The organism is Cohnella xylanilytica, assembly GCF_014212175.1.
Classification (GTDB): domain Bacteria; phylum Bacillota; class Bacilli; order Paenibacillales; family Paenibacillaceae; genus Cohnella; species Cohnella xylanilytica.
On sequence record NZ_JACJVR010000022.1, the window covers coordinates 38,688 to 61,306 of the forward strand.

At 63.4% G+C, this 22,619-nt stretch carries 19 protein-coding genes; all 19 read right to left on the bottom strand.

Annotated elements, in window-relative coordinates; all coding sequences use genetic code 11:
- Positions 1-188 precede the first annotated feature (188 nt).
- Complete coding sequence (locus H7B90_RS07035; RefSeq protein ID WP_185135157.1) at positions 189-719, bottom strand: hypothetical protein; 531 nt, start codon at positions 717-719, stop codon at positions 189-191.
- On the bottom strand, positions 720-1,154 hold the full coding sequence (locus H7B90_RS07040) for a hypothetical protein (protein WP_185135158.1): 435 nt from the start codon (positions 1,152-1,154) through the stop codon (positions 720-722).
- A gap of 293 nt (positions 1,155-1,447) precedes the next feature.
- On the bottom strand, positions 1,448-2,782 hold the full coding sequence (gene glnA / locus H7B90_RS07045) for a type I glutamate--ammonia ligase (protein ID WP_185135159.1): 1,335 nt from the start codon (positions 2,780-2,782) through the stop codon (positions 1,448-1,450).
- Between the two features lie 30 nt (positions 2,783-2,812).
- On the bottom strand, positions 2,813-3,232 hold the full coding sequence (locus H7B90_RS07050; RefSeq protein ID WP_185135160.1) for a MerR family transcriptional regulator: 420 nt from the start codon (positions 3,230-3,232) through the stop codon (positions 2,813-2,815).
- Between the two features lie 139 nt (positions 3,233-3,371).
- Positions 3,372-4,619: a methionine gamma-lyase family protein gene (locus tag H7B90_RS07055; protein WP_185135175.1), complete on the bottom strand. Its 1,248-nt coding sequence runs from the start codon at positions 4,617-4,619 to the stop codon at positions 3,372-3,374.
- 91 nt (positions 4,620-4,710) lie between these two features.
- On the bottom strand, positions 4,711-6,009 hold the full coding sequence (gene hflX, locus H7B90_RS07060) for a GTPase HflX (protein WP_185135161.1): 1,299 nt from the start codon (positions 6,007-6,009) through the stop codon (positions 4,711-4,713).
- Positions 6,010-6,085: 76 nt separating this feature from the next.
- A complete protein-coding gene (locus H7B90_RS07065) occupies positions 6,086-7,114 on the bottom strand; it encodes an AAA family ATPase (RefSeq protein WP_185135162.1) in 1,029 nt (342 codons plus the stop codon).
- A gap of 63 nt (positions 7,115-7,177) precedes the next feature.
- Positions 7,178-7,888 carry a SanA/YdcF family protein gene (locus H7B90_RS07070; RefSeq protein ID WP_185135163.1) on the bottom strand — a complete coding sequence of 237 codons (711 nt, stop codon included), beginning with the start codon at positions 7,886-7,888 and terminating at the stop codon, positions 7,178-7,180.
- Positions 7,885-8,445, bottom strand: a complete 561-nt coding sequence (locus H7B90_RS07075) for a ribonuclease FAU-1 family protein (protein ID WP_185135164.1) — start codon at positions 8,443-8,445, stop codon at positions 7,885-7,887. The genes H7B90_RS07070 and H7B90_RS07075 overlap by 4 nt, the downstream gene beginning before the upstream one ends.
- Before the next feature lie 98 nt (positions 8,446-8,543).
- The gene (locus H7B90_RS07080) at positions 8,544-8,984 is read right to left on the bottom strand and encodes a GNAT family N-acetyltransferase (protein WP_185135165.1); all 441 of its coding nucleotides are present in this window, start codon (positions 8,982-8,984) and stop codon (positions 8,544-8,546) included.
- 148 nt (positions 8,985-9,132) lie between these two features.
- Positions 9,133-11,733, bottom strand: coding sequence for a PBP1A family penicillin-binding protein (locus H7B90_RS07085; protein WP_185135166.1), 2,601 nt, complete (start codon positions 11,731-11,733; stop codon positions 9,133-9,135).
- A gap of 160 nt (positions 11,734-11,893) precedes the next feature.
- Positions 11,894-12,136, bottom strand: coding sequence for an RNA chaperone Hfq (gene hfq / locus H7B90_RS07090; protein ID WP_185135167.1), 243 nt, complete (start codon positions 12,134-12,136; stop codon positions 11,894-11,896).
- Positions 12,137-12,163: 27 nt separating this feature from the next.
- A complete protein-coding gene (miaA, locus tag H7B90_RS07095; protein ID WP_185135168.1) occupies positions 12,164-13,195 on the bottom strand; it encodes a tRNA (adenosine(37)-N6)-dimethylallyltransferase MiaA in 1,032 nt (343 codons plus the stop codon).
- The gene (locus H7B90_RS07100; protein ID WP_185135169.1) at positions 13,195-13,974 is read right to left on the bottom strand and encodes a class I SAM-dependent methyltransferase; all 780 of its coding nucleotides are present in this window, start codon (positions 13,972-13,974) and stop codon (positions 13,195-13,197) included. The genes miaA and H7B90_RS07100 overlap by 1 nt, the downstream gene beginning before the upstream one ends.
- Complete coding sequence (gene mutL / locus H7B90_RS07105) at positions 13,971-16,232, bottom strand: DNA mismatch repair endonuclease MutL (RefSeq protein ID WP_185135170.1); 2,262 nt, start codon at positions 16,230-16,232, stop codon at positions 13,971-13,973. Before mutL ends, H7B90_RS07100 begins: the two co-directional genes overlap by 4 nt.
- 37 nt (positions 16,233-16,269) lie before the next feature.
- On the bottom strand, positions 16,270-17,691 hold the full coding sequence (locus H7B90_RS07110) for a S41 family peptidase (protein ID WP_185135171.1): 1,422 nt from the start codon (positions 17,689-17,691) through the stop codon (positions 16,270-16,272).
- Entirely contained in the window at positions 17,688-20,432 is a 2,745-nt protein-coding gene (gene mutS, locus H7B90_RS07115) for a DNA mismatch repair protein MutS (protein ID WP_185135172.1), read from the bottom strand. The genes H7B90_RS07110 and mutS overlap by 4 nt, the downstream gene beginning before the upstream one ends.
- A gap of 366 nt (positions 20,433-20,798) precedes the next feature.
- Positions 20,799-21,842, bottom strand: coding sequence for a type 2 isopentenyl-diphosphate Delta-isomerase (gene fni, locus H7B90_RS07120; RefSeq protein WP_185135173.1), 1,044 nt, complete (start codon positions 21,840-21,842; stop codon positions 20,799-20,801).
- 275 nt (positions 21,843-22,117) lie between these two features.
- The coding region (locus tag H7B90_RS07125) for a putative amidoligase domain-containing protein (RefSeq protein WP_446483093.1) at positions 22,118-22,619 on the bottom strand (502 nt) is incomplete at its 5' end.

Consider the following 22,619-nt stretch of genomic DNA (forward strand, 5'->3'; position numbering starts at 1 on the left):
GGACTGGCCAAACAACCCCGAGAGTCGCAGCATTTAATCGTTGGTCCCGAAGTGACGGAGAGAGCGGTTCCGAAAACATGGCTTCCATTGTGGGCGAACGACAAATAAACCGCTTCGGAACCGAAGCGGCCTGTTTGGTTTATGATTAAGTTAGGGAACCGTTCTTCCGTCTTTCCCGCAGAGCCGTATTATTTTGGAATCTCGATCGGCCCTTTCACTAATCGCCATTCATTGGAATCATCTTTTTGCAAATCAAAGTAAACGACATCACCATTTTTTCGTTCCCAAAACTGGATAACCCGTTGAAGATCGGAGTGAATCAATACCGCAGGGAACACATCGCCGATTTCTAATGCGCCGTTCGTTTCTTTACCCATCAAGACTCGATTGAAGGAAGAGGCTTCTTTTATCGTCATTTTGTTTGTAAATTCCAAATCAACATCGCCGGCATTGACCAATTTCCATTCCGATTTGGATTCTTCGCCGATACTCTTCAGTACAGCCGCTTCGCCGCGTTTCCAACTGTTCTGTAAAAAAGAAGCCAACTCTGGTTTCTTTGTTTCAAGAAAAGGCCGATGATGATTGATATGTGCGGTTCCATTTTTGAATGCTTCTTGAAAAGTCTCAGGTTGATCAGCATTCGTTAACTGCGCGATTCCAAAGATGGAGCCACCTGCAACCACACAAGAAAACAACGTTTTTACAAGTGCTTTTTTCATTTAGTCACCCTCCCAATATTCCGTTCCAGCAAAATCGTAGTCATTACCATCCTCATATTCCCAATGTTCACTCCATCTCATTTCATAATCATTCGACGATTTGTGTGTACAAGAAGCTGTTTTAGCTTCTACATTGATGGGTTGAGTGCTATCTTCAGACTGCTTACTTCCAGAAAACACACCATTTGTATACCAGTTGAAGTAAACTCGCCCTAGTTCCGCTTCTGGAAAAAAGCCATTTTCGCTGCCTCGGTCAACCCCTAAGACATAACTAGCGCTCCCAACAGGACATGTTGAATCTATGAAAATAGATCGAGACGGGGTTACATAAGCAGATGCAGATTGATTGATGCAAATAATGGAAAACACCGAAAAGGCAACAATTGACTTTGTTACTTTTTCTTTACTTAATAAAAAATTCTTCTTTTCTAACATTACTCATCCTCCATTTCAATTTTATTGTCCCAAGAACATGATTATTATACAATTATTTTACTTTTTTCCTATAGTTATTAAATTTTATTTTTTTGCAACTAAATACCTAAAATTGAGTTGCTTCAATTGAATACTCAATCGTATTTTATGACTACTCTACAGGATGCCTAATATTAAAACGATCTAACATCCAATAAAGTTTAAATAAAAAAACGCCCCGTCCGAGGGCCCGATAGAACGGCTGTTCCATCGGACCTTCTTCGGAGGCGTCTCGCTTCTTCGTTCGTCGCCAATCAATACATCGTCAAGTACTGATCCCGCTCCCATTGGTGAACCTGGGTGCGGTACATATCGTACTCGATCTCCTTCATCTCGTAGAAGTGAGTCAGAGCGTGATCTCCGAGCGCTTCGCAGACGACTTCGTCGCGGAGCATCTCCGCGAGAGCCTCGCGCAGGTTAAGCGGCAAGCTCGGGATGTTGGCGTCGATGCGCTCTTCCTCGGTCATGACATAGATATTGCGGTCGACCGGAGCCGGAAGCGGCGTCTTGTTGCGGATGCCGTCCAAGCCGGCCTTCAGCATGACCGCGAGAGCCAGGTACGGGTTGGCCGCCGGATCCGGGTTGCGCACTTCGACGCGGGTGCTGAGGCCGCGGGAAGCCGGGATCCGGATCATCGGGCTGCGGTTGCTGGCCGACCAGGCGACGTAGCACGGAGCTTCGTAGCCGGGAACGAGACGCTTGTACGAGTTGACGGTCGGGTTCGTGATGGCCGCCATGCCGCGGGCGTGCTTCAGAATGCCGGCCATGTATTGGCGGGCCGTCTGGCTGAGGCCCAGCTTGTCGTTCGCGTCGTAGAACGCGTTCTCCCCGCCGCGGAACAGCGACTGGTGGCAGTGCATGCCGGAGCCGTTCATTCCGAACAGCGGCTTCGGCATGAACGTCGCGTGCAGGCCGTGCTGGCGCGCGATCGTCTTGACGACGAGCTTGAACGTCTGGATCTGGTCGGCGGCGCGAATGGCGTCCGCGTACTTGAAGTCGATCTCGTGCTGGCCGGGAGCGACCTCGTGGTGGGAAGCTTCGATCTCGAAGCCCATCTCTTCGAGCATAAGCACGATGTCGCGGCGGCAGTTCTCGCCGAGATCGGTCGGAGCCAGGTCGAAGTAGCCGCCTTGGTCGTTCAGTTCGGTCGTCGGATTGCCCTTCTCGTCCGTCTGGAACAGGAAGAATTCAGGCTCCGGGCCGACGTTCATCGCGGTGAAGCCCATCTCTTCGGCTTCCTCGAGCACGCGCTTCAGAATGCCGCGCGGGTCGCCGGCGAACGGCGTGCCGTCCGGCATGTAGACGTCGCAGATCAAGCGGGCGACGCGGTCCTGGGTGACCCACGGGAAGACGACCCAGGTGCTCAGGTCCGGGTACAGATACATGTCGGATTCCTCGATCCGCACGTAGCCTTCGATCGAAGAGCCGTCGAACATCATCTTGTTGTCGAGCGCCTTCTCGAGCTGGCTGACCGGAATCTCGACGTTCTTGATGATGCCCATCAGGTCGGTGAATTGCAGGCGGATGAAGCGTACGTTCTCTTCCTTCGCGATCCGCAGGATGTCTTCGCGCGTATAATTCGTGCTCATGGCAACCTCCTTGAATGGTCTTGACTCGGATTACTTGTTCTTGAAGAAGCGCGAGAGCTCCCCTTGGATCAGGGAGACCTGGCCCGGCCGCTTGGCGCCCATCAGCTGCTGCTTCAGCATCCGGTGAAGCTGCGTATCGGACAGCTCGCGGCGCTTGACCTCCGATTGCTCGTTGATGATCGTCCCGGTGTCCTCGCCTTCGCCGACCGGGTTCATCACTTGCTTGATTCCGGCGATATTCACGCCTTTCTCGATCAACGACTTGATCTCGAGCAGACGCTCGACGTCGTTGAACGAGAACAACCTCTGATTCCCTGCCGTACGGGCCGGTTGAATAAGCTCATGTTGTTCATAATAACGAATTTGCCTGGCCGTCAGGTCCGTCAGCTTCATGACGATCCCGATCGGGAACAACGCCATATTCCTGCGTATCTCGTCGCCAGCAGCCATATCGTATCAACCTTCCATCTTGACGCTTGATTTGTGTAACCACTTCCATTGTAACTTCATCCCACAAAGGTGTCAAGGAATGTAAGGTTTGATAACGAATTCTTTTGGCGCAAAAAGTCGAAGCCTTCGGTCCGTCCCGCTAGAGCAAGCCGAGACGATGGAAGTCCTCTAACACCTGGCGTACCGCGAATTTGACATGCGCATAGGTGAGTCCGCCCTGCATGAACGCGATGTAAGGTTCGCGAATGGGCGCGTCCGCGGACAGCTCCAGGCTGCCGCCTTGGATGAACGTGCCCGCCGCCATGATGACGGGATGCTCGTAGCCCGGCATGTCCCAAGGCTCGGGGACGACGTGCGAATCGACCGCCGCCGCCTTCTGGATCGCCTGGACGAACGCGATCAGCTGCTCGGCCGAAGCGAACCGGACGGCCTGAATCAGGTCCGTGCGTTCGTCTCCCCGCCGCGGATGCGTCTCGAAGCCGAGCTCCTCGAAGACGGACGCGGCGAAGATGCTCCCTTTGACCGCTTGTCCGACAAGCAGCGGAGCGAGGAACAGTCCCTGGTAAATAGCCCGGGTCGTCCCGAGCATCGCCCCGACTTCCCCGCCGATCCCCGGTACCGTCACCCGATAGGCGGCCAGCTCCACCAAATCTCTGCGCCCGGCGATATAGCCTCCGCTCGCGGCGAGGCCCCCGCCCGGGTTCTTGATCAGCGAGCCCGCGATCAGATCGACTCCGACCTCCGTCGGCTCGCGGTCTTCGGTGAATTCTCCGTAGCAGTTGTCCGCGAAGACGACCGCGTCCGGCTTCAGCCGCTTGAGCCGCTCCGCCATCTCCCCGAGCTGAGCGACCGTGAACGACGGCCGCCAATCGTAGCCCCGCGAGCGCTGCAAGGCGAATACGCGGGTCTTCTCCGTCACGGCCGCCTCGACGCCGTCCCAATCGACCGCGCCTCCGGCGGCAAGCGGCACGATCTTGGCCTTCACGCCCCAATCGGCGAGAGAGCCCGTTCCGTCGCCTTCGAAGCCGATGACCTTATGCAGCGTATCGTAGGGTCTGCCCGTCGCGAACACGATCTCGTCGCCGGGCCGGAGCACGCCGAACAGGGCCGCCCCGATCGTGTGCGTCCCCGAGACGAGATGAGGCCGGACGATGGCCGCCTCCGCCCCGAAGACGTCGGCGTACACTTCGTCCAGCACTTCGCGGCCTCTGTCGTTGTAGCCGTAACCGGTCGACCCCTCGAAGTGGAAGTCGCTCACTTTATGCTTCTGGAACGCCCGAATGACCTTCCACTGGTTGCGTTCCGCGATGTCGTCCGTCTCCGCGAGGCGGGCGGACGCCTTGCTCTCCGCCGTTCCCGCCAAGCTTGCCCAATTGCCGTCCCACATACTCATTGCCGTCTTCTCCGTCTCCATTCTATCCGAATCCGCCATCCCGCACCGATAACGTACGTAGGCGTTCGATTCCTGCTTCGTCTCTCTATTCGCCGTACGGCTGCATCCGGTACTCCTCCAGCGGCCGGCCGTACTTCTCCATGTCCGCGGGATTCAGCCGCACCGTGAGCACAAGCCAATCGTCCTCGGTCTCCCGCTCCGTCACGTCGCCGACCCGGTGCGCGAGCGCGGCCAGGTCGCCGCGCGACGCCGGAATGCGCAGCCGCGCCATGCCGCCGAGAAGCTTGTCCTCGATTCTGCGCACCAGGGCGTCCATATCCTTCTCGTCGAACGCGCTGACGAGAACCGTATCCGGCCCTCCCGCCAGCAACGAAGCCTCCTTGTCCGAACAAGCGTCGATCTTGTTGTAGACGAGAAGCTTCGGCTTGCCGCCCGCGCCGAGTTCGGCGAGCACTTCCTCCACGACCTCCCGCTGGCGGTCCCGCATCGGCGACGAGGCGTCCATGACGTGCAGAAGCAAATCCGCCTCGTTCGCTTCCTCGAGCGTCGCGCGGAACGCGGCCACGAGATCGTGGGGCAAATTCTGAATGAAGCCGACCGTGTCGGTCAGCAGCACTTCCTTGCCGCTTGGCAGCTTCAGCGTTCTCGTCGTCGGGTCGAGCGTGGCGAACAGCTTGTTCTCCGCCAGCACGTCGGCGGCGGTCAGCTGCCGGAGCAGCGTCGACTTGCCCGCGTTCGTGTAGCCGACGAGCGCGACTTGGACGACGCCGGTCTTCCGGCGCCGTTCCCGGTGCAGGCTGCGGTGCGCGAGGACGCCCTCGAGCTGGCGCTTCAGCTCGCCGATCCGGTTCCGGATATGCCGCCGGTCCGTCTCCAGCTTCGTCTCGCCGGGACCTCTCGTGCCGATGCCGCCGCCGAGCCGGGACAAGTTCTTCCCTTGGCCCGACAACCGGGGGAGCAGGTAAGTCAGCTGGGCGAGCTCGACCTGGAGGATGCCCTCCCGGGTCTTGGCTCTCCCGGCGAAAATATCGAGAATAAGCTGGGTGCGGTCGATGATCTTGGCGTCCAGCGCTTCTTCCAGGTTCCGCACCTGCGCGCCGGACAGCTCCTGATCGAAGATGACGGTCGCAATGCCGCGCTCCGCGATCAGCTCCTTCAGCTCCATCGCCTTGCCCTTGCCGACGAACCACTTCGAATCCGGCACGTCCCGGTTCTGCATCCTCGTGTCCACCACTTCGACGCCGGCGGTCTCCGCGAGCTGGACGAGCTCGTCTAGCGACAGCTGCGGATCCGCGCCCGAACGCCGGACTTCATCGGTCACGAGACTGACGAGCAGCGCGCGTTCGCTCGCCCCCGCCCCCGTCTCGTATGTACTAGGTCTCATGCGGCGAATCGTTCCTCCATTAAACGTCGTATCGTAAGTCGCGTTGTAACGCCCGCCCGTTAAATCCGTCCCGGGGCTATCCCCCGAACATCGTCGAAGTCCCGGAGGACGCCGGGGAAGCCGGAGGCGCGGCGCGCAGATCTTCCGGACGAAGGCTCATCAGCTCCTGGCGTCCCGGCGAACCCTCCGGATGCTGGGACAGAAGCCGGACCGCCTGGTTGCGGATCGCTCTCTCGAGCGCGTTCCGGACGAAGCGCGCGTTGCTGAAATGGTACGGGGAGGCGCCCTTCTCCTGCAGAATCAGCTGCCTCAGCTTCACCAGCGTCTGGGGCTGAAGCGTATAGTCCCGCTCCTTCGCCATCCCTTCGGCGATCTGAACGAGCTGGTCCAGCGAATAGTCGGGGAACTCGATCTGGATCGGGAACCGCGAAGGAAGACCGGGGTTCGTCATCAGGAAGAAGTCGATCTCCATCGTGTAGCCCGCCAGAATCAGAACGAACTGGTTCTTATAGTCTTCCATCGCCTTGACCAGAGTATCGATCGCTTCCTTGCCGAAGTCCTTCTCCCCGCCTCGGGCGAGGCTGTAGGCCTCGTCGATGAATAATACCCCGCCGAGCGACTTCTTCACCAGGTCCCTCGTCTTCTGGGCGGTATGCCCGATATATTCCCCGACGAGATCGGCTCGTTCCACCTCGACCAGATGCCCCTTGGTCAGCAGCCCCATGCCTTGGAACAGCTTGGCGAGCAGACGGGCGACCGTCGTCTTCCCCGTTCCGGGGTTCCCTTTGAAAATCATGTGATACACGTGCGCTTCGCTATGAAGCCCGGCCTCGCCCCGCAGGTGGGCGATCTGAAGGAGCGCGTAGATCTCGAACACCAGCTCCTTGACGCTCTCCAGCCCCACCATCCGATCCAATTCCCGCTGCCATTCGAGCCAGGGCCCGCTCGCGGGGATCGCCTTCGCCGCTTCGTTCGAAGCGGCCGCAGCGGCCGGCGCCGCGCCCGAAGCGTCGCCGGATCTCAAGATCACGTTAATCTGCCGCGAAGGCCTTGCCGTCGCCGCGGCCGAATTCCGGCTGTCCGAAGTTCCCGTTCTTCCGTTCAACGCGTACCACCCCGCTGCCGCATCAGTCGGCGAATCGCCGCTATACCAATCTATTCCGGCGAATTAGCCTGCATGCAACAACCACTTCTCGGCCAACCACTTCGTGCAGGCTAGAACTTCGCGGGTCCTGTTGTAAGCCATGTTCAGCACCCGGCTGTCCACGACGCTGACCTGAACCGGGTCGTAGCCGAGCGTCCCGGCGATGTCGCCCGCCCGGGAACCGTGGAATTGATGCGTCACGATCAGCGCGACGTTCCAGCCGTTCTCCCGCATGATGTCGCGGGAGAATTGCAAATTCTCGTACGTGCTGTGCGAGTTCGGCTCCAGGACGATGTCCTCGGGCGGGACGCCTTGTCCGATCAGATAATCTCGCATTCCTTCGGCCTCCGTCAGCTTCGCTCCGCCCGCGTCCAAGCCTCCCGACAGAAGGAACCGGTCGAACTTGTCCGCCTTGTACAGCGCGAGCGCGTGGTCCAGCCGTTCCCGCAATCCCGGGCTCGGCTTGTCGTCCCACAGCTTCGCGCCGAGGACGATGCCGACGTCGGCGTGCTTCATCCGGCCGACGGACGGGTGATCCTCGTAACTCAGGCTGACGAAGAACAGGGTCGCGCACCAGACGGCGAGGACCGTCGCTCCGGCCGCGGCGCACCAGGCGATCAGCCTCAGCAGCCTGCCGGCCGGGGACCGGCGGGAGCGCGGGCGCCCGCGCGGCTCCCCGACGGGCGGATACGCTCCGTCGCGGGCGGCTTCGGCCTGCCTCGGACTAGAGGTCATTTGGCATCCTTCTCCCATCCCAATTGATCGAGCAGCACCTTCCTGTGATGCAGGCTCATGTCGAAGTAAGGGAACTTCTTCTGGCGGATCATCGAGAGCAGCCGGCCGGCGGTCTTCTGCGCCATGGCGGAGTCTCGCTGCGAGATATGGCCGTCGTCCAACGCCTCCTCCAGCTCGTCTTCGTCCAGCAGCAGCGTCTCTCCCGTCGGCAGCACGACGATGTCCAAGTACAGATCGTCGAACCAAGGCACTTGCTGGTCGGTCAATCCCTGCGTCTTGCAGATGTCGATGTACCACTGCACGACCTTGCCCTTGTCGTCGAACATCGTCGTGACGACGAAGTGCTCGCCTCTCGGAAAGTGCTGCATCCATAAATAGCCCCGGTCCGCCAGACACATCCGGCGGCCGTTATATTCCTTCCACAGCGGGTCCCGAAGCTCGTGAATCCGGTACAGGGTCACGAATCCGCGGAAGCCGGGTTCGTCCATCGGGAAGCAGGCATAGCTCTTCTTAAGAATCCGGCGCCAATTGGCCCGGTCGGAAAATTTACGTTTCATGACTGAATTCGTCTCCGGTAATCGATTTACACAAAGCTTACCACAACTTACCGTCCGTCACCAGCGAACGGCCGACCGCCGGAGGCGCCGTCCTCGCCTCAATCCCAATTCTTGCCCATGCGCACGTGGGGAATTCCCGCGTCCAGGAACGTATCGGGGGAATGAGTCGCATACCCGAGCCGGAGATAAAAAGGCTCCGCCGTCACCTGGGCGTCGAGAACGACTCCCTTGCAGCCGCGGGCGCGAGCGTCCGCTTCCATCCCCTCCATCAGCAGGCGGCCGACCGACCGTCCCCGGTATTCGGACAGCACCGCGATTCTCTGGAACTTGGCGATGCCCGGCTCGTATTCCTTCCACCTTCCGGTCGCGATCGTCCTGCCGTCGTCCACGACGACGAAGTGGCGGCACGCTTCGGGGGAGACGTCGTATTCGTCCCACTCGAGCGACTCGTCCACCCCTTGTTCTTCGACGAATACGGATTTGCGAACCCTCCTGGCTTCGGCGAGCTGTTCGGAAGTCGTGACGCGTATGCATTGCATCGTATTTTTCGCTCCTTCTATTCCGATTGGATTCAACAGAGAGAGAGGCCGTCCCGTAGCCCTCGTCCGGACTCGGGACGGCCTCTTGGCGCTGCCGCTTCGATGGGAAAACCGTATGATCCGGCCGCGCCGGTCGGCGGGCACGAAGTTATTCGTTCGCCGGTTTTACGATGACTCCCGTATCGGCGGAGCCCGGCGGCGTCTGGCTCGGGGAAGGCGAACCGCCGCTCTCGAGCGTGCCGCCTTGCCCCGATCCCTGACCTTGTCCTTGCCCTTGGCCTTGGCCCGAACCCTGCCCTTGGCCTTGTCCCTGTCCTTGACCCGGCTCCTGCCCTTGGTTCTGGCCGTCTCCGGCGCCCGAACCTTGACCGTCGCCTTCGCCTTGGCCTTGGCCGTCTTCCGGAAGTTGGCCTTGACCGTCTTCCGGCGGCACCGTCTCTTCGCCGCCGGGTTCTCCGGAAGGCTCGCCCGGCAACACGCCGCCGTCCGTGCCTTCATCCGGCGGCGGACTCTCGCCGGTCGAGATCGTGACCGACACCTGCGGCGACGGCGTGCCCTCCGTCTTCGTCTGCGGATCGTAGGCGGTGACGTAATACGTATACGTCATGTCCGGCAAGATCGCGAAGTCCGTATGCGCGGGATCTGCCGCCTGAGCGAGCAGCTTGAATTCGGCTTCCTCGTTCGACTTGCGATAAATGTTGTAGGTGATTCCTTCCCCGTCCACCGCCGTCCAATTCAGCTCGACGGCCGGCTGGTCGGGATCGTAGTTGGCCATCAAGCCCGACACCGCGTCCGGCGCCTTGACCTGCTCCTCGTCCTGGACGGATTCCGGCTTCGGAAACGACAGCTTCTCGTGCCCCTTGAGCCCGGCCGCCATCACCTTGGAGAACAGCGCCGCCGCTTGGCTGCTGCCGCTCTTGACGTAGTGGTTCTCGTCGGTCACGTCGTAGCCCATCCATACCGCCGCCGTCCATTCCGGCGTATAGCCGACGAACCAGATGTCGCGAATGCCGCCCGAGACGTTCTTGAGGCCGAGCTGCGTCGTGCCCGTCTTGCCCGCCACCGTTCGTCCGCTGATCTTCGCCTTGACGCCGGTGCCGTTCGCCACGACGCCCTTCATGATCTCCGTCACGTAATACGCCGTCTTCGGATCCATCACTTGCTTCGCCTTCGACTTGAACTGATAGACCGTCTTGCCGGCCGAATCCGTGATCTTCTCGATGCTGTGCGGATCCTGCAGCGTGCCTCCGTTGGCGAACGCGCCGTACGCCCTCGCCATCTGGAGCGGCGACACCCCGTTCGTCAAGCCGCCGAGAGCGATCGCCAGGTTGCGGTCGTCCGGGCCGAGCTCGATGCCGAGCTTGGCGGCGAAGTCGACGCCCTTCTTGACCCCGATCTCGTTGAGCAGCCAGACGGCCGGCTGGTTGCGCGACTCCCGGATCGCGTCCGCCATGCTGACGGGCCCGATATACTTGACCTTGTTCGAATCCGTCGGGCAGTACTTGCCGTTATTGTAGCAGATCTTGTCGTCCCGCAGAATCGACCACGGGAAGTAGTCGCCCGTCTCGAGCGCCGGGCCGTAGCTGACGATCGGCTTGAACGACGAGCCCGGCTGCCGCCCCTTGGTGACGCGGTTCCAGCCCTTCTTCGCGTAATCGCGGCCGCCGACCATCGCCTTGAGAGAGCCGTCGTGCTGGTCCATGATGACCATCGCGCCCTGGATCGGGATCTCGTCCTTGCTCTTCTCAAAGTTGGCGTCGTTCTCGAACGCGCTCTCCATCGCCTTCTGGGCGCCGGTGTCGATCGTCGCCTGGATCGTGTAGCCGCCGGTGAGGAGCTCTTCCTCCGTCTTGCCGGTAACCTCCTGCGCTTCGTCGACCACGTAGTCGATAAAAGTCGTATACTGCGAGCTCTTCTTCGTGGAAGCCGGAGCTTCGTAAGGCTCCGCCATCGCCTTCTGCTTTTCCGCTTCGTCGATGAGCCCTTGGTCTTCCATGAGCGACAGGACGACGCCGCGGCGCTCCAGCGACCTGTCGGGATTGGAGATCGGATTGTAGTAGCTCGGCGCCTTCGGAATCCCGGCCAGGATGGCGATCTGCGCCGTCGTCAGCTTGTTCAGATCGTCGACCCCGAAGTAATACTTCGCCGCCGTCTTGATGCCCCAGTTCCCCTTGCCGAAGTAGATCCGGTTCAGGTACAGCTCCAGAATCTCGTCCTTCGATTTATGATTCTCCAGGGCGAGGGCGATGGATGCCTCCGTCCCCTTCCGGAAAATGGTCTTGTCCGCGTTCAGGAATATATTCCGCGCCACCTGCTGCGTGATCGTGCTGGCGCCTTCGACCGCGCTGCGGGCGATAACGTCCTTCACGAGCGCCCGGCCGATGCCCCAGATGTCGACGCCGCCGTGCTCGTAGAACCGCTTGTCCTCCACGGCGACGAACGCCTGCTGCACCTTCTTCGGAATGTCCTTGATCATGATATATTCCCGGTTGCCTCCCAGGACGGAGAGCTTCGCCAATTCGTTCCCCTGCGCATCGACGACCCGGGACGACTGTTCCATATCGTTAAGCTTGTCGATATTGTTGCTGAGAATTCTCTCGCCGTTCAGGATGACGAGCAGGTAGCCGACAACCGCGCAGACGACCGCGAACAGAACGACGAACGACAGCCACAGCCAGGCTCTGCCTTTCCTTCTGCCGCGCGGCGCTTTGCCGCCTCGTCTCTTCTTCGTGTGTTCTGCCGATTTCATGGAATCTCCCCTTTTCCTGCCAGAATGCCCTATGTCTCTCTGTTATGTCCCGTCAAAAGAAGAACAACCCGTCTAAGGGTTGCTCGATTGGCCGGTCTATTCTGTTAGACGCAAAGTGGGGGTGAAAAGTTTCAAAAAAGCGCCCGCCCCGGAGATCGCCTCAGGCGTCCGAGCCGGCGTCCTGCTGCTGAAGGGATACATTGCGCTGCGGCATAAACGTGCTGATGGCATGCTTGTATACCATCTGCTGGCGCCCTTCGCTGTCGATGACGATCGTGAAGTTGTCGAACGCGCGCACGACGCCGCGAATCTGGAACCCGTTGGTCAAATACACCGTGACCGGGATGCTGTCTTTGCGCAGCTGATTCAGGAACGTATCCTGGATGTTAATGGACTTGTTCATTACCGGTAACCCCCATCGCCATATAGATTATGAACAAATATATTCAAGATCGAAAGGAAACTTTCCTGCTATTATAGCACAAATCTCCTTGAAAAGTTCGTTGTTTTTTGGACGTTCGCCCACATCCACCCATTGCAGCTCCTTCATATGCCGGAACCAGGAGAGCTGGCGTTTGGCGAAATGGCGCGTATCCCGCTTCAGCAGCGTCACCGCCGCCTCGTAATCGAGCTCTCCGGCCAGGTAGGCGGCGATCTCCTTGTACCCGAGCGCCTGCATGGAGACGGCCTGGCGGGGAACCCCGCTCTCCAGCAACCGGGCCACTTCGCCGACAAGCCCCTGCTCCAGCATGAGATCGACGCGCGCGTCGATCCGCCGGTACAGCTCGGCGCGGTCCATCGTCAGCCCGATCAGGCACAGCCGGTACGGAGAACGCTTGTCGTCGCCGCGCGACTGGTTCTGCAGCTCGGACATCGGACGGCCCGTCACCTCGTAGATCTCCAGCGCCCGGATCACTCTTCTCTCGTCGTTCGGATGGAGCTTCCGCGCCGACTCGGGATCGACCTCGGCGAGCCGGCGGTGCAGCGCCTCCGCTCCGCGCTCCCGGGCGAACGCGCTCATCCGCTCCCGGAACGCCTCGTCGCTCCCGTATTCCTGGAACCGGTAGCCGTAGCAGACGGATTCCACGTACAGCCCGGTGCCGCCGACGATGAACGGGATGCGTCCCCTCGAGTGGATGTCGCGGATCGTCTCCTCGCAGCGGGCCTGGAAGTCGGCGGCGGAGAACGGCTCCGCCGGATCGAGGATGTCGATCATATGGTGCGGGACGCCCCTTCTCTCCTCGAGAGGAAGCTTCGCCGTTCCGATATCCATCCCCCGGTACACTTGCATCGAATCGCCGCTGATGATCTCGCACGAGAGGGCCTCGGCGATTCTCAGGCTCAGCTCGGTCTTGCCGACGGCGGTCGGGCCGACGAGAGCGAGCAGCGGCGGACGGCCGTCAAGCTCGCCGCCGGCTCCGGACGATTCGGCTCCGAGAGCCGCGTCCGTCGTTGCTGTCATCAAATTCGTATCACTCCATATGCGACGGAATGCGCCGTCATCCGGATCCGCTCGAAGCCGAGCCTCTCGAACTCGGTGCCGTCGCGGTGTTCTTTGAGCACGACCGACTTGCGGGCGACCCGCTTCGCCTCCTCGACCGTCTCGGGGGCGAGCGGCGCGCCTTCGGCGACGGACCGGAGCGGCAGCAGGGACGCCGAGGCGAGCACCGGCTTCGAGAACATCGGATCGAAGTAGACGATGTCGGCGCTCCGGTCCGGCAGCCCGCGCAGGTATTCGGCGTGATCCGACCGCACGTGATGGATGCGCCTCATCGCGCCGTCGATGTCGGGCAGCCCGGACTCGTACGTCCGCATCCCTTCCCGCACGATCGCATGCAGCACGCGGGAAGCCTCCAGCGCCGTCACGTTCCCCTCCGGGCCGACGGCATAGGAGAAGACGAGCGCGTCCGAGCCGAGGCCCGCGGTGCAGTCGAGCACCGTATCGCCGTCAGCCGCGCCGGCGGCCCGGATCATCGCGTCGGGTTCGCCGTCCCGCAGCCGCTTAACCCTGACGAGCGCCATGCTGGGGTGGAAAAACAGCGGAGGCCCGTCTTCGGTCGCCAGCTTCAGCGAATCCGGACCGACGACGAGCACGCCGTCCGCCGCGTCCTTCCTGCGGCGGGCGAGTCCCCTAAGCGTGTGGCGCTCCCGCCGCACGCAGGCGCAATCGAGCTCCTCCGCGATCCGCCGCGCCCGCTCGATCGCGTCCGCCCCCGGCTTCTCAATCGTCGTGACGATCAATTCATCACCCGCTTGAACATTTTCTCCAGCTCGTACGTGGTGAAGCTGACGACGATCGGCCGGCCGTGCGGACACGTGTAGGGCTGGCGGCATTGAGAGAGCCTTCGGAGAAGAGTCTCTCCCGCCTCCCGCGTCAGCGACTGGTTCGCCTTGATGGAAGCCTTGCATGAGCAGAGGATGGAAGCCTTCTCGCGAACCTTGCGAAGGTCGACCCCCTTCTCGGCGAGCACCCATTCGGCCATCTCCCGCACGATGTCCGCTTCTTCCCCCTTCGGAAGCCAGTGGGGCACTGCCCGTACGATAAAGGTATTGCCACCGAAATCCTCCAGATATACGCCGACCTGCTCGAATAACGGCAATCGGTCCCTTAGGGCGACGCATTCGTCCGGAGAGAAGCTAAGGGTAACCGGGAGCAGCAGCTCCTGGCTCGCTTCCTCGGGCCGGCCGAACTTGTCGAAGTAATATTCGTAATGGATGCGCTCGTGGGCGGCGTGCTGGTCGATCAGGAACAGTCCCGTCTCGTTCTGGGCGACGAGATAGGTGCCGTGCAGCTGGCCGATCCAATGCAGCTCGGGGAACCCCGCCGGCTCGGCCGCGTTCTCCGGGGCCGCGTAGGCCGCCTGCCACACCTTCTCCGGGATCCGGGCTCCCGGCGGGACGGGACGCTGCGGCGGCCAGTCGCGGCCCGCGGCGGACGAGGACGAGCCGGCTGCGCCGGGGCTCGCCGAAGATTTGCCCGCCGGATAGGAGCCGCCGCCGGCGGACGGCCCGGAACGCGCCGGGCGCGAATAAGCGCCGGCGCCGGATTCCGCTTGCGGGCCGGACCGGCCGTAGCCGGCCCTCTCGCCGAGGCCGCTACCGGAGCTTGCGCCGGCGAACGGGTCTTCCCCTTCCGTCCGCGGACGTCCGCTTCCTTCGTCCGTCCGGTAGCCCGCTCCCGCGCTCTCCCGGATCAAGCTGTCGAAGGCGGCCGCTTCGTAAGCGGCGGCGGCTTCATCGAAGGACGGCGCTTCCTGCGGGACCGCTCCGGGCGCGCGGACGGTCTCCGCTGCCGGCGCGCCGTCTTGCGGACGCACGCGGGGTACGCCCCCTTCCGCCGCTATCGAGCCGGAAGATGCCGCCGCGGCCGTCTTGGCCGACGTTCCCGGCTCGGACGCCGATCCGGGCGCAGGTTCGGCTGCGGAGACCGGCGGCATCTGGAAGCGGATTTGCTCCTGCACCCAGGACTGCGCCTTCGGGGCGCGGACGGCCGAACCGGACGGGATGTACGCCTGTCCGCCGAGCGCCTTGCGCACCGCTCCTTCGACGAACGCGCGAAGCTCCGTCTCCTTGCTGAAGCGCACCTCCAGCTTCGCCGGATGCACGTTGACGTCGACGAGCGACGGGTGCATGCGGAGGCTCAGCACCGACAGCGGATAGCGGTTGATCGGCAGCAGCGTATGGTACGCCTGAAGCAGCGGCTGCACGACGGCGGGGCTGCGGACGTACCGGCCGTTGACGAGCACGGTGACCGCGTTGCGGTTCGAGCGCGTCTCGACGGGCAGCGCCGTGAGCCCTTCGATCGCGTAGTCGGGATGCTCGGCCGACACCTCGATCATCGCCTTCGCGGCCGCCGTTCCGTAGATGGCCGCCACCACCTGCCGCAAGTCGCCGTTGCCTTGCGTCCTCAGCAGCGTCGTGCCGTTGTGGGCGAACGTGAAGGCGATGTCGGGCCGCGACAGCGCTTGGCGGTAGACGACGTCGGACAGGTGGCCGAGTTCCGTCTGCACCGTTCTCATGTATTTGAGACGGGCGGGCGTGTTGTAGAACAGCTCCTTGACGGTCATGTCCGTCCCCCGCGGAGCTCCCGCGTCTTCCTCGCGCTTGATCTGGCCGCCTTCGATCTCGATCAGCCTTCCGAGGCCGCCGGTATCCGAGGCGCTTATGCAGCGAACCTTGGCGACGGCCGCGATGCTGGGCAGCGCTTCGCCGCGGAAGCCGAGCGTGACGATCTGGAACAGGTCCTTGCCGGTCGCGATCTTGCTCGTCGCGTGGCGTTGGAACGCGGTCCGAAGGTCGTCCGGCTGGATGCCGGAGCCGTTGTCGACGATGCGCAGCGACGAGAGGCCGCCGTCCTCCGCCGTGACGTCGATCGTCGTGGCTCCCGCGTCGACCGCGTTCTCGATCAGCTCCTTCAGGACGGAAGCCGGCCGCTCCACGACTTCGCCCGCGGCGATCTGGTTCGCCAGATGCTCGTCCAGCAATCGGATGACGCCCATGCTCCTCTCCCCCTTCCATTAAATGCTACTAGATAGATCAGGCCGCGTTCAGCCTCAGCAGACCGTCCGACGTCGACCAGGTCAGTCCCGGCGTCCACTTGGCCAGCAGCCGGACGTCGACGGCGCTGACGCCGTTCCTGACGTACAGGCCGGCGTCCGAGGCCGGAATCCGGTTCGTCCTGCCGCCGACGTCGACCGCGATCGTCTTCGTCGCCGCTTCGTACCGGACGGAACCGCCGGCGAACGCGGCGGCCAGCTTCAGATCGACGAACGGAACGCCGTTGCGGACGACGAAGGACGACGCCGAGGCCGTCCGGATGCCGTCGATGACGACGGAGCCCTTGCCCGCGGTCATCGCGGCCGGCTTGCCGCCCGCTTGGCGGATCGCCGCGAGCAGTTGCATCGCCTCGCCCTCCACGGGATAGTCGGGCATCAGTCCCTTGTGATCGACCTTGTGCCCGCTCGGGGTGTAATACTCCTCGATCGTCACTTTGAGGACGCCTCCCGACGGCACCTCGACGATCTGCTGCACGACTCCCTTGCCGTAGGTCGGAGCGCCGATCAGCTTCGCGACCCCGTAATCCTGAAGGGCGCCGGACAGCAGCTCCGAAGCGCTGGCGGTATTGCCGTTCACGAGCAGGTAGACCGGATACGGCTTCGTCGTCCCGCGGAGCTCGATCGGGTTGTCCTTGCCGTCGCGGTCGGTCATATGGGCGAGAACGCCGTCCGAGACGAAGTTCTCCGCGATGAGGCGCGCCTGCTCGACGTAGCCGCCTCCGTTGTCCCGCAGATCGACGATGAGGGACCGAATCCCCTTCGCGTCCAGCTTGTCGAGCTCGGCCTTGAACTTGTCCGCGGCATCCGAGCGGAAGGCGGTCAAGGACAGGTAGCCGACTCCTCCGCGCAGCAGCCTCGACGAAGCCGCGGGCAGCTGCACGGAATGGCGGGTCAGCGCGAACGCATGGGTCTTGCCTCCCCGCACGACGACGATTCGGACCGTCGTCCCCTCCTTGCCGGAGATCAATCCGTTCAGCTTGTCGAGCGTCGCGGTCCGGACGTCCTGGCCGTCGACCGATGCGATCGCGTCGCCGGGGAGGATGCCGGCCTTCGCCGCCGGTCCGTTCGGGACGACGTCCTGCACGTACAGCCGGCCCTCGTCCCGGACGGAGACGATGCCGACCCCGACGTACGTCTGTTCCAGGTAATTCTGGAACTGCTTCCACTGGTCGTCCGAGAAGTATTCCGTATACGGATCGCCGAGCGATTGGACCATTCCTTGAATGGCTCCTTCGTTCAGGCTGTCGTCCGACGGCTTGCTTAAGTGGTACTGCTCCAGCAGCTTCTTCACGTCTTCGGTCTGCTCGGCGTTCGCCGCGAACGCGGCCGGAGCCGCGCCCATCAGCGAGGACGCCAGAAGCAGCGAAGCGAGAAGCCGCCGCAGCGTCCGATATCGGATCACAGGGGATCACCGCTCTCCATCAATTGATTGCGGGCGTCGTTCAGCCATTCCAGCGCCTGCAGCGGCGTCATCCGCATGACGTCGAGCTTCCGCAGCTTGTCCGCGAGCCGGTCCGCCTGGGCGGAGGCGGGCTTGCGGCCCTTCTCCGGATGCGAGGAAGCGACCGGCTCGGCGAACATGGCGAGCTGGACGACGCCCCCCGGGGCGGCTTGCTCCGCTGGCGCCGGTCCGGCTTGAGCGGCCGGAGCGGCAGCGCCCGAAGCCGGCTCGGCGGCGTCATAGGCCGACGGCCGTTCCCGGACCGTCAGGCCGCCTCCCCCGGAATCGGCGGATGCCGCCGCCTCGCGCGTCGCCGCGGCCGTCGACTCCAGCAAGCCGTACGCCCGGGAGACGATCGATTCCGGCAACCCGGCCAGCTGCGCGCAGTAGATGCCGTAGCTCGAATCCGCGGCGCCCGCGACGAGCTTGCGGAGGAACGTGACGCCGTCCGCGCTCTCCTTCACCGCCATGCAGCCGTTGCGAAGCTTGGCCAGCGATTGCTCCAGATGGGCCAGCTCGTGGAAGTGCGTCGAGACGAGCGCCTTGCAGCCGATGGCGTCGTGCACGTATTCGATGACCGCCTGGGCGATCGCCATCCCTTCGTCCGTCGACGTCCCGCGTCCCAGCTCGTCGATGATGACGAGGCTGCGGGCGGTCGCCTGCTCGGTCATGACCTGGATGTCCTTCATCTCGACCATGAACGTGCTCTGCCCGCCGACCAGGTCGTCGGCCGCCCCGATCCGCGTGAAGATCCGGTCGATCAGCGGCAGCTCGGCCGACTTCGCCGGCACGAAGCAGCCGATCTGAGCCATGATGGAGATCATCGCCACCTGGCGCATGTAGGTGCTTTTGCCCGCCATGTTCGGCCCGGTGATCAGCAGAATCGAAGCGTCCTCCGTCAGCGAGGAGTCGTTCGTGATGAACGTCGCGCCTTCGGCGACGGCTTCGACGACCGGATGGCGGCCGTCCCGGACGATCAGGTCGTAGCCGTTCGTCAGGCGCGGCCTCGTGTAGCGGCGCTCCGCGCTCACTTCGGCGAACGACTGCAGGACGTCGAGCGCGGCCACCTGCTCCGCCAGCTTCTGCAATCGCGGAATCTGGGCGGCCACCCGATCCCGCAGCTCGGCGAACAAGGAGTATTCCAGGTCGACCATCCGTTCCTCGGCCTCGAGGATCAGCGCCTCCTTCTCCTTCAGCTCCGGCGTGACGAACCGCTCCGCGTTGGCTAGCGTCTGCTTGCGCTCGTAACGACCTTCGGGCAGCGAACCGAGGTTCGCGCGCGTCACCTCGAGGTAATAGCCGAACACCTTGTTGAAGCCGATCTTGAGCGACTTGATGCCCGTCGCTTCCCTCTCCTGCCGCTCCAGCTCGGCGATCCACTTCTTGCCGTCGCGGCTGGCGACGTGAAGCTCGTCGAGCTTGGCGTCGTAGCCCGGGCGGATCAGTCCGCCTTCGCGGACCGACACCGGCGGCTCGTCGGCGATCGCCGCCGCGATGGCGGACGCGATGTCCGCGCAGTCGTCCATCGCGCCCGCGAGCTCGGCCAGCGGCGCGGAGTCGAGCTGGCCGAGAACCGCCCGGATCGCCGGCACCCGTTCGAGCGAAGCCCTCAGCGCGTTCAGATCGCGGGCGTTCGCGCTCCCGTACGCGATCCGGCCGACGAGCCGCTCGAGGTCGTACACCTCGCGCAGTTCCGTCCTCAGCTCCTCGCGCTGCATCCAGCTGCCGTGCAGCGCTTCGACGGCGTCGAGACGTTTGCCGATCGAGACGGCGTCGAGCAGCGGCTGGTCGATCCATCTCTTCAGCAGGCGGGCCCCCATCGCGGTTCTCGTCTTGTCCAGCAGCCACAGCAGCGAGCCGCGGCGGGAGCGGTCGCGGACCGTCTCCGTCAATTCGAGGTTGCGCCGGGTGAAGGCGTCGAGCGCCATGAACTGCTTCGGATCGTAGGACTTGACCGTGCTCAGATGGCTTAGCGAGCGCTTCTGGGTCTCGCCGAGATAAGCGACGAGACGCGCGACCGCGAGCCTTCGGGCCGGCTCGTGGTCCTCCCAGCGCTCGCCCGGGAATTGGCCGCGGAGCGTCTCGAAGACGTCTCCCGCGACTTCCCGCTCGGTGCACAGGACGGAGCGTCCCGCGCCGGCCGCTTCCCCGCTCAGCCGCCTTAGCGAAGCCGCGTCGCCGACCGCTTCGGCCGGCCGGTAGACGTTCAGCTCGTTGCGGACGCTCTCGCCGGAGGCGGGGAACGACGTGACGTACAGCTCCCCCGTCGTCAGGTCGCAGGCGGCGAAGCCGTATCGTCCGTCCGTCTCGGCCGTGCCGACGATGAAGTTGTTGGCGCCTTCGCCGAGGTTCTTCGTCTCCATGACGGTGCCCGGCGTCACGACGCGCACGATCTCGCGGCGAACGACGCCCTTGGCCGTCGCCGGGTCTTCCACTTGCTCGCAGATCGCGACCTTATAGCCCTTGTCTACTAATCGCGTTATGTATCCTTCGGCGGAATGATAGGGGACGCCGCACATCGGAATCCGTTCCTCTTGTCCGCCTTCCCGCCCCGTTAAAGTAATTTCGAGCTCGCGCGCCGCGGTGAGGGCGTCGTCGAAGAACATTTCGTAAAAATCGCCGAGGCGAAAAAAGAGCAGCGCGTCCTGGGCCTCGGCCTTGACGGATAAATATTGCTGCATCATCGGGGTATAGCCGGCCATCGGAATCCTCCTGCGGTTGTATCGGTATCGCGAATCCGGCCGCGTCCGCGGCGGTCGCCGGAAGGCGCCTTCTCTCCCGCTTGGGCAGCGGGAGTTCGGGTCCGTCCGTATCCTATCATTATAGCAAAAAAGAAACCGTCCCGCCTCCGGCGGAGCGATTCCCGCGGCCTGAACCCCAAATTCTCTCCCGCACCGGGATCCATAGGGATAAAAGATAGATTCGCCTGTCTCTTCGGATTTCGGATTAAGAGACTACGCACGTTGCGCACAATTGCCCGTCCCGCCGTTAATCCGCCCCAGTTCGCGACCCCATTGCCCCGCTTCGCCTTGCTCGCCGCATAATCGGCCTTGGCGGCCGATGCCCGGTCATCCTCTGCGGACCAGCCGGTCCGTCGCCCTAAGCTCCGCCGCGGACCCGGCGCCGATGCCGAACATCGCCGCGCGAAGCGCGAATTCGATCGTCTCGAACCGCTCCTCCAGCTTCTCGACCGAGTCGACTGCCGGCGCCAGCAGCGCGCGGCCGAAGCCGGCCAGATCGGCGCCGAGCGCGATCGCCTTGGCGGCGTCGACGCCGCTCGTCAGCCCGCCGCTGCCGATGACGAAGGCGTCCGGCGCGGCGGCGCGGGCCTCGGCGATGCATTCCGCCGTCGGCAAGCCCCAGCCGGCGAACGCCTCCGCCGCTTCCCGGCGGACGCCGGGCGCGAGCCGGTGCTTCTCGACCTGGCTCCACGACGTTCCGCCCGCTCCGGCCACGTCGACGAAGGAGACGCCCGCCTCGGTCAATCTTCGCACCGTCTCCCCGTCCAGTCCCCAGCCGACCTCCTTCGCGCCGATCGGCTTGTCCGACTCGCGGCACAGCTTCTCGATCCGCCGCAGCAAGCCGGAGAAGTCGGTGTCGCCCTCCGGCTGGAACACCTCCTGCAGCCCGTTCAGGTGAAGCACGAGTCCGTCCGCTTCCGTCAGGTCGAGAAGGCGGCGGCATTCGTCGACGCCGTAGCCGTAATTGAGCTGCACGGCTCCGAGGTTCGCGACGATCGGGATCGTCGGCGCGACGTCCCGGACCTGGAACGACGCGGCGGCGGAGGCGTTCTCGATGGCCGCCCGCCCCGAGCCGAGCGCGAGCGCCCAGCCGCGCCGCTCGGCCGCTTCGGCGAGCCTCCGGTTGATCCGGTTCGCTTCGGTCGTCCCTCCGGTCATCGAGCTGATGAGAAGCGGCGCCTTGAGCGGACGCCCGAGGAAGGACGCGGTCGTGTCGATGCCGCGGAAGTCCAGCTCGGGCAACGCGTTGTGCCGGAAGCGGTAGCTCCCGAAGCCCCCGTCCACGCCGACTCCTCTCACCTCTTCGTTCAAGCAGATCTCGATGTGCTCGTTCTTGCGCCGTTCGATGTCCGATCGGTACTCCTGGTTCATGTTCCGCTCCGTTTCCGAGGCCGCTGGCCGCCTATTCTGAATTCCAATACTATCATGCCGTTGTCCGCACGTCATTATCGATATCCCGTGCCCTCGCAGGCCGATTCCGCAAGCGCCCGGCATCCCGCAGGTTCCCGGCCGCTTCGCCGGCCTCGATGCCTGCCGTTCCTAATACGTTCCATACGCGATCCCGTTCCGGATAGACGGGAGAACGACCCGTCGCCTGCCCGCTCCCCCGCTCGTTGCTCGCCCGGCGGCCGCATTCCGGCTTGCATCTAGACCCGAATCCGCCATTTGCGGCGGATGTCGGCGCTCTCGTCCCATCGCCGTCCTTCCCGGATCGCCTGGAACAGAGGATCGATATCCTCTTGGTACTTCGCGTAACCGGCCGTGCCCGCGAGCGCGCGATAGACGCGTTCCGCGCCCGCGAGCAGCTTCTCCCGATCGCCCTCGTAGAAGGCGTCGCGCATCGCGTCGTCGTCGAGCGGCCGGTGGGCCGCCAGCTCGCGCGAATGCTCGGCCGCGACCTTGGCGAGGGCGAGCGTCCCGCGCGCGAGCAGCGGCGAGACGAGCCAGCTCGGCGGCGTCCGGTACTCGAAGCCGCCGTGCGCCTTCGGGCGGAAGTCGCCGAGCGAGCCGTAGCGCGGCCTCCGCGCGCCGGCATCGGGCGGCTCCAGCAGCCGCAGCGGCAGCGCGACCGCGTTGTCGAGCGCGCGCAGCCGCTCGCCCGTGAGCGCGGCGCCGCTCAGGTGCAGGTGCCCGCCCAGCGGCAGCCCG

Bases quoted from the DNA above. Each gene is read 5' to 3' on its own strand.
- miaA (WP_185135168.1), bottom strand. From the start codon at position 13,195: ATGACAGCAACGACGGACGCGGCTCTCGGAGCCGAATCGTCCGGAGCC.
- H7B90_RS07050 (WP_185135160.1), bottom strand. From the start codon at position 3,232: ATGGCTGCTGGCGACGAGATACGCAGGAATATGGCGTTGTTCCCGATC.
- H7B90_RS07035 (WP_185135157.1), bottom strand. From the start codon at position 719: ATGAAAAAAGCACTTGTAAAAACGTTGTTTTCTTGTGTGGTTGCAGGT.
- H7B90_RS07040 (WP_185135158.1), bottom strand. From the start codon at position 1,154: ATGTTAGAAAAGAAGAATTTTTTATTAAGTAAAGAAAAAGTAACAAAG.
- fni (WP_185135173.1), bottom strand. From the start codon at position 21,842: ATGAACCAGGAGTACCGATCGGACATCGAACGGCGCAAGAACGAGCAC.
- glnA (WP_185135159.1), bottom strand. From the start codon at position 2,782: ATGAGCACGAATTATACGCGCGAAGACATCCTGCGGATCGCGAAGGAA.
- H7B90_RS07085 (WP_185135166.1), bottom strand. From the start codon at position 11,733: ATGAAATCGGCAGAACACACGAAGAAGAGACGAGGCGGCAAAGCGCCG.
- H7B90_RS07055 (WP_185135175.1), bottom strand. From the start codon at position 4,619: ATGTGGGACGGCAATTGGGCAAGCTTGGCGGGAACGGCGGAGAGCAAG.
- mutS (WP_185135172.1), bottom strand. From the start codon at position 20,432: ATGGCCGGCTATACCCCGATGATGCAGCAATATTTATCCGTCAAGGCC.
- hflX (WP_185135161.1), bottom strand. From the start codon at position 6,009: ATGAGACCTAGTACATACGAGACGGGGGCGGGGGCGAGCGAACGCGCG.
- H7B90_RS07075 (WP_185135164.1), bottom strand. From the start codon at position 8,445: ATGAAACGTAAATTTTCCGACCGGGCCAATTGGCGCCGGATTCTTAAG.
- H7B90_RS07080 (WP_185135165.1), bottom strand. From the start codon at position 8,984: ATGCAATGCATACGCGTCACGACTTCCGAACAGCTCGCCGAAGCCAGG.
- H7B90_RS07070 (WP_185135163.1), bottom strand. From the start codon at position 7,888: ATGACCTCTAGTCCGAGGCAGGCCGAAGCCGCCCGCGACGGAGCGTAT.
- mutL (WP_185135170.1), bottom strand. From the start codon at position 16,232: ATGGGCGTCATCCGATTGCTGGACGAGCATCTGGCGAACCAGATCGCC.
- hfq (WP_185135167.1), bottom strand. From the start codon at position 12,136: ATGAACAAGTCCATTAACATCCAGGATACGTTCCTGAATCAGCTGCGC.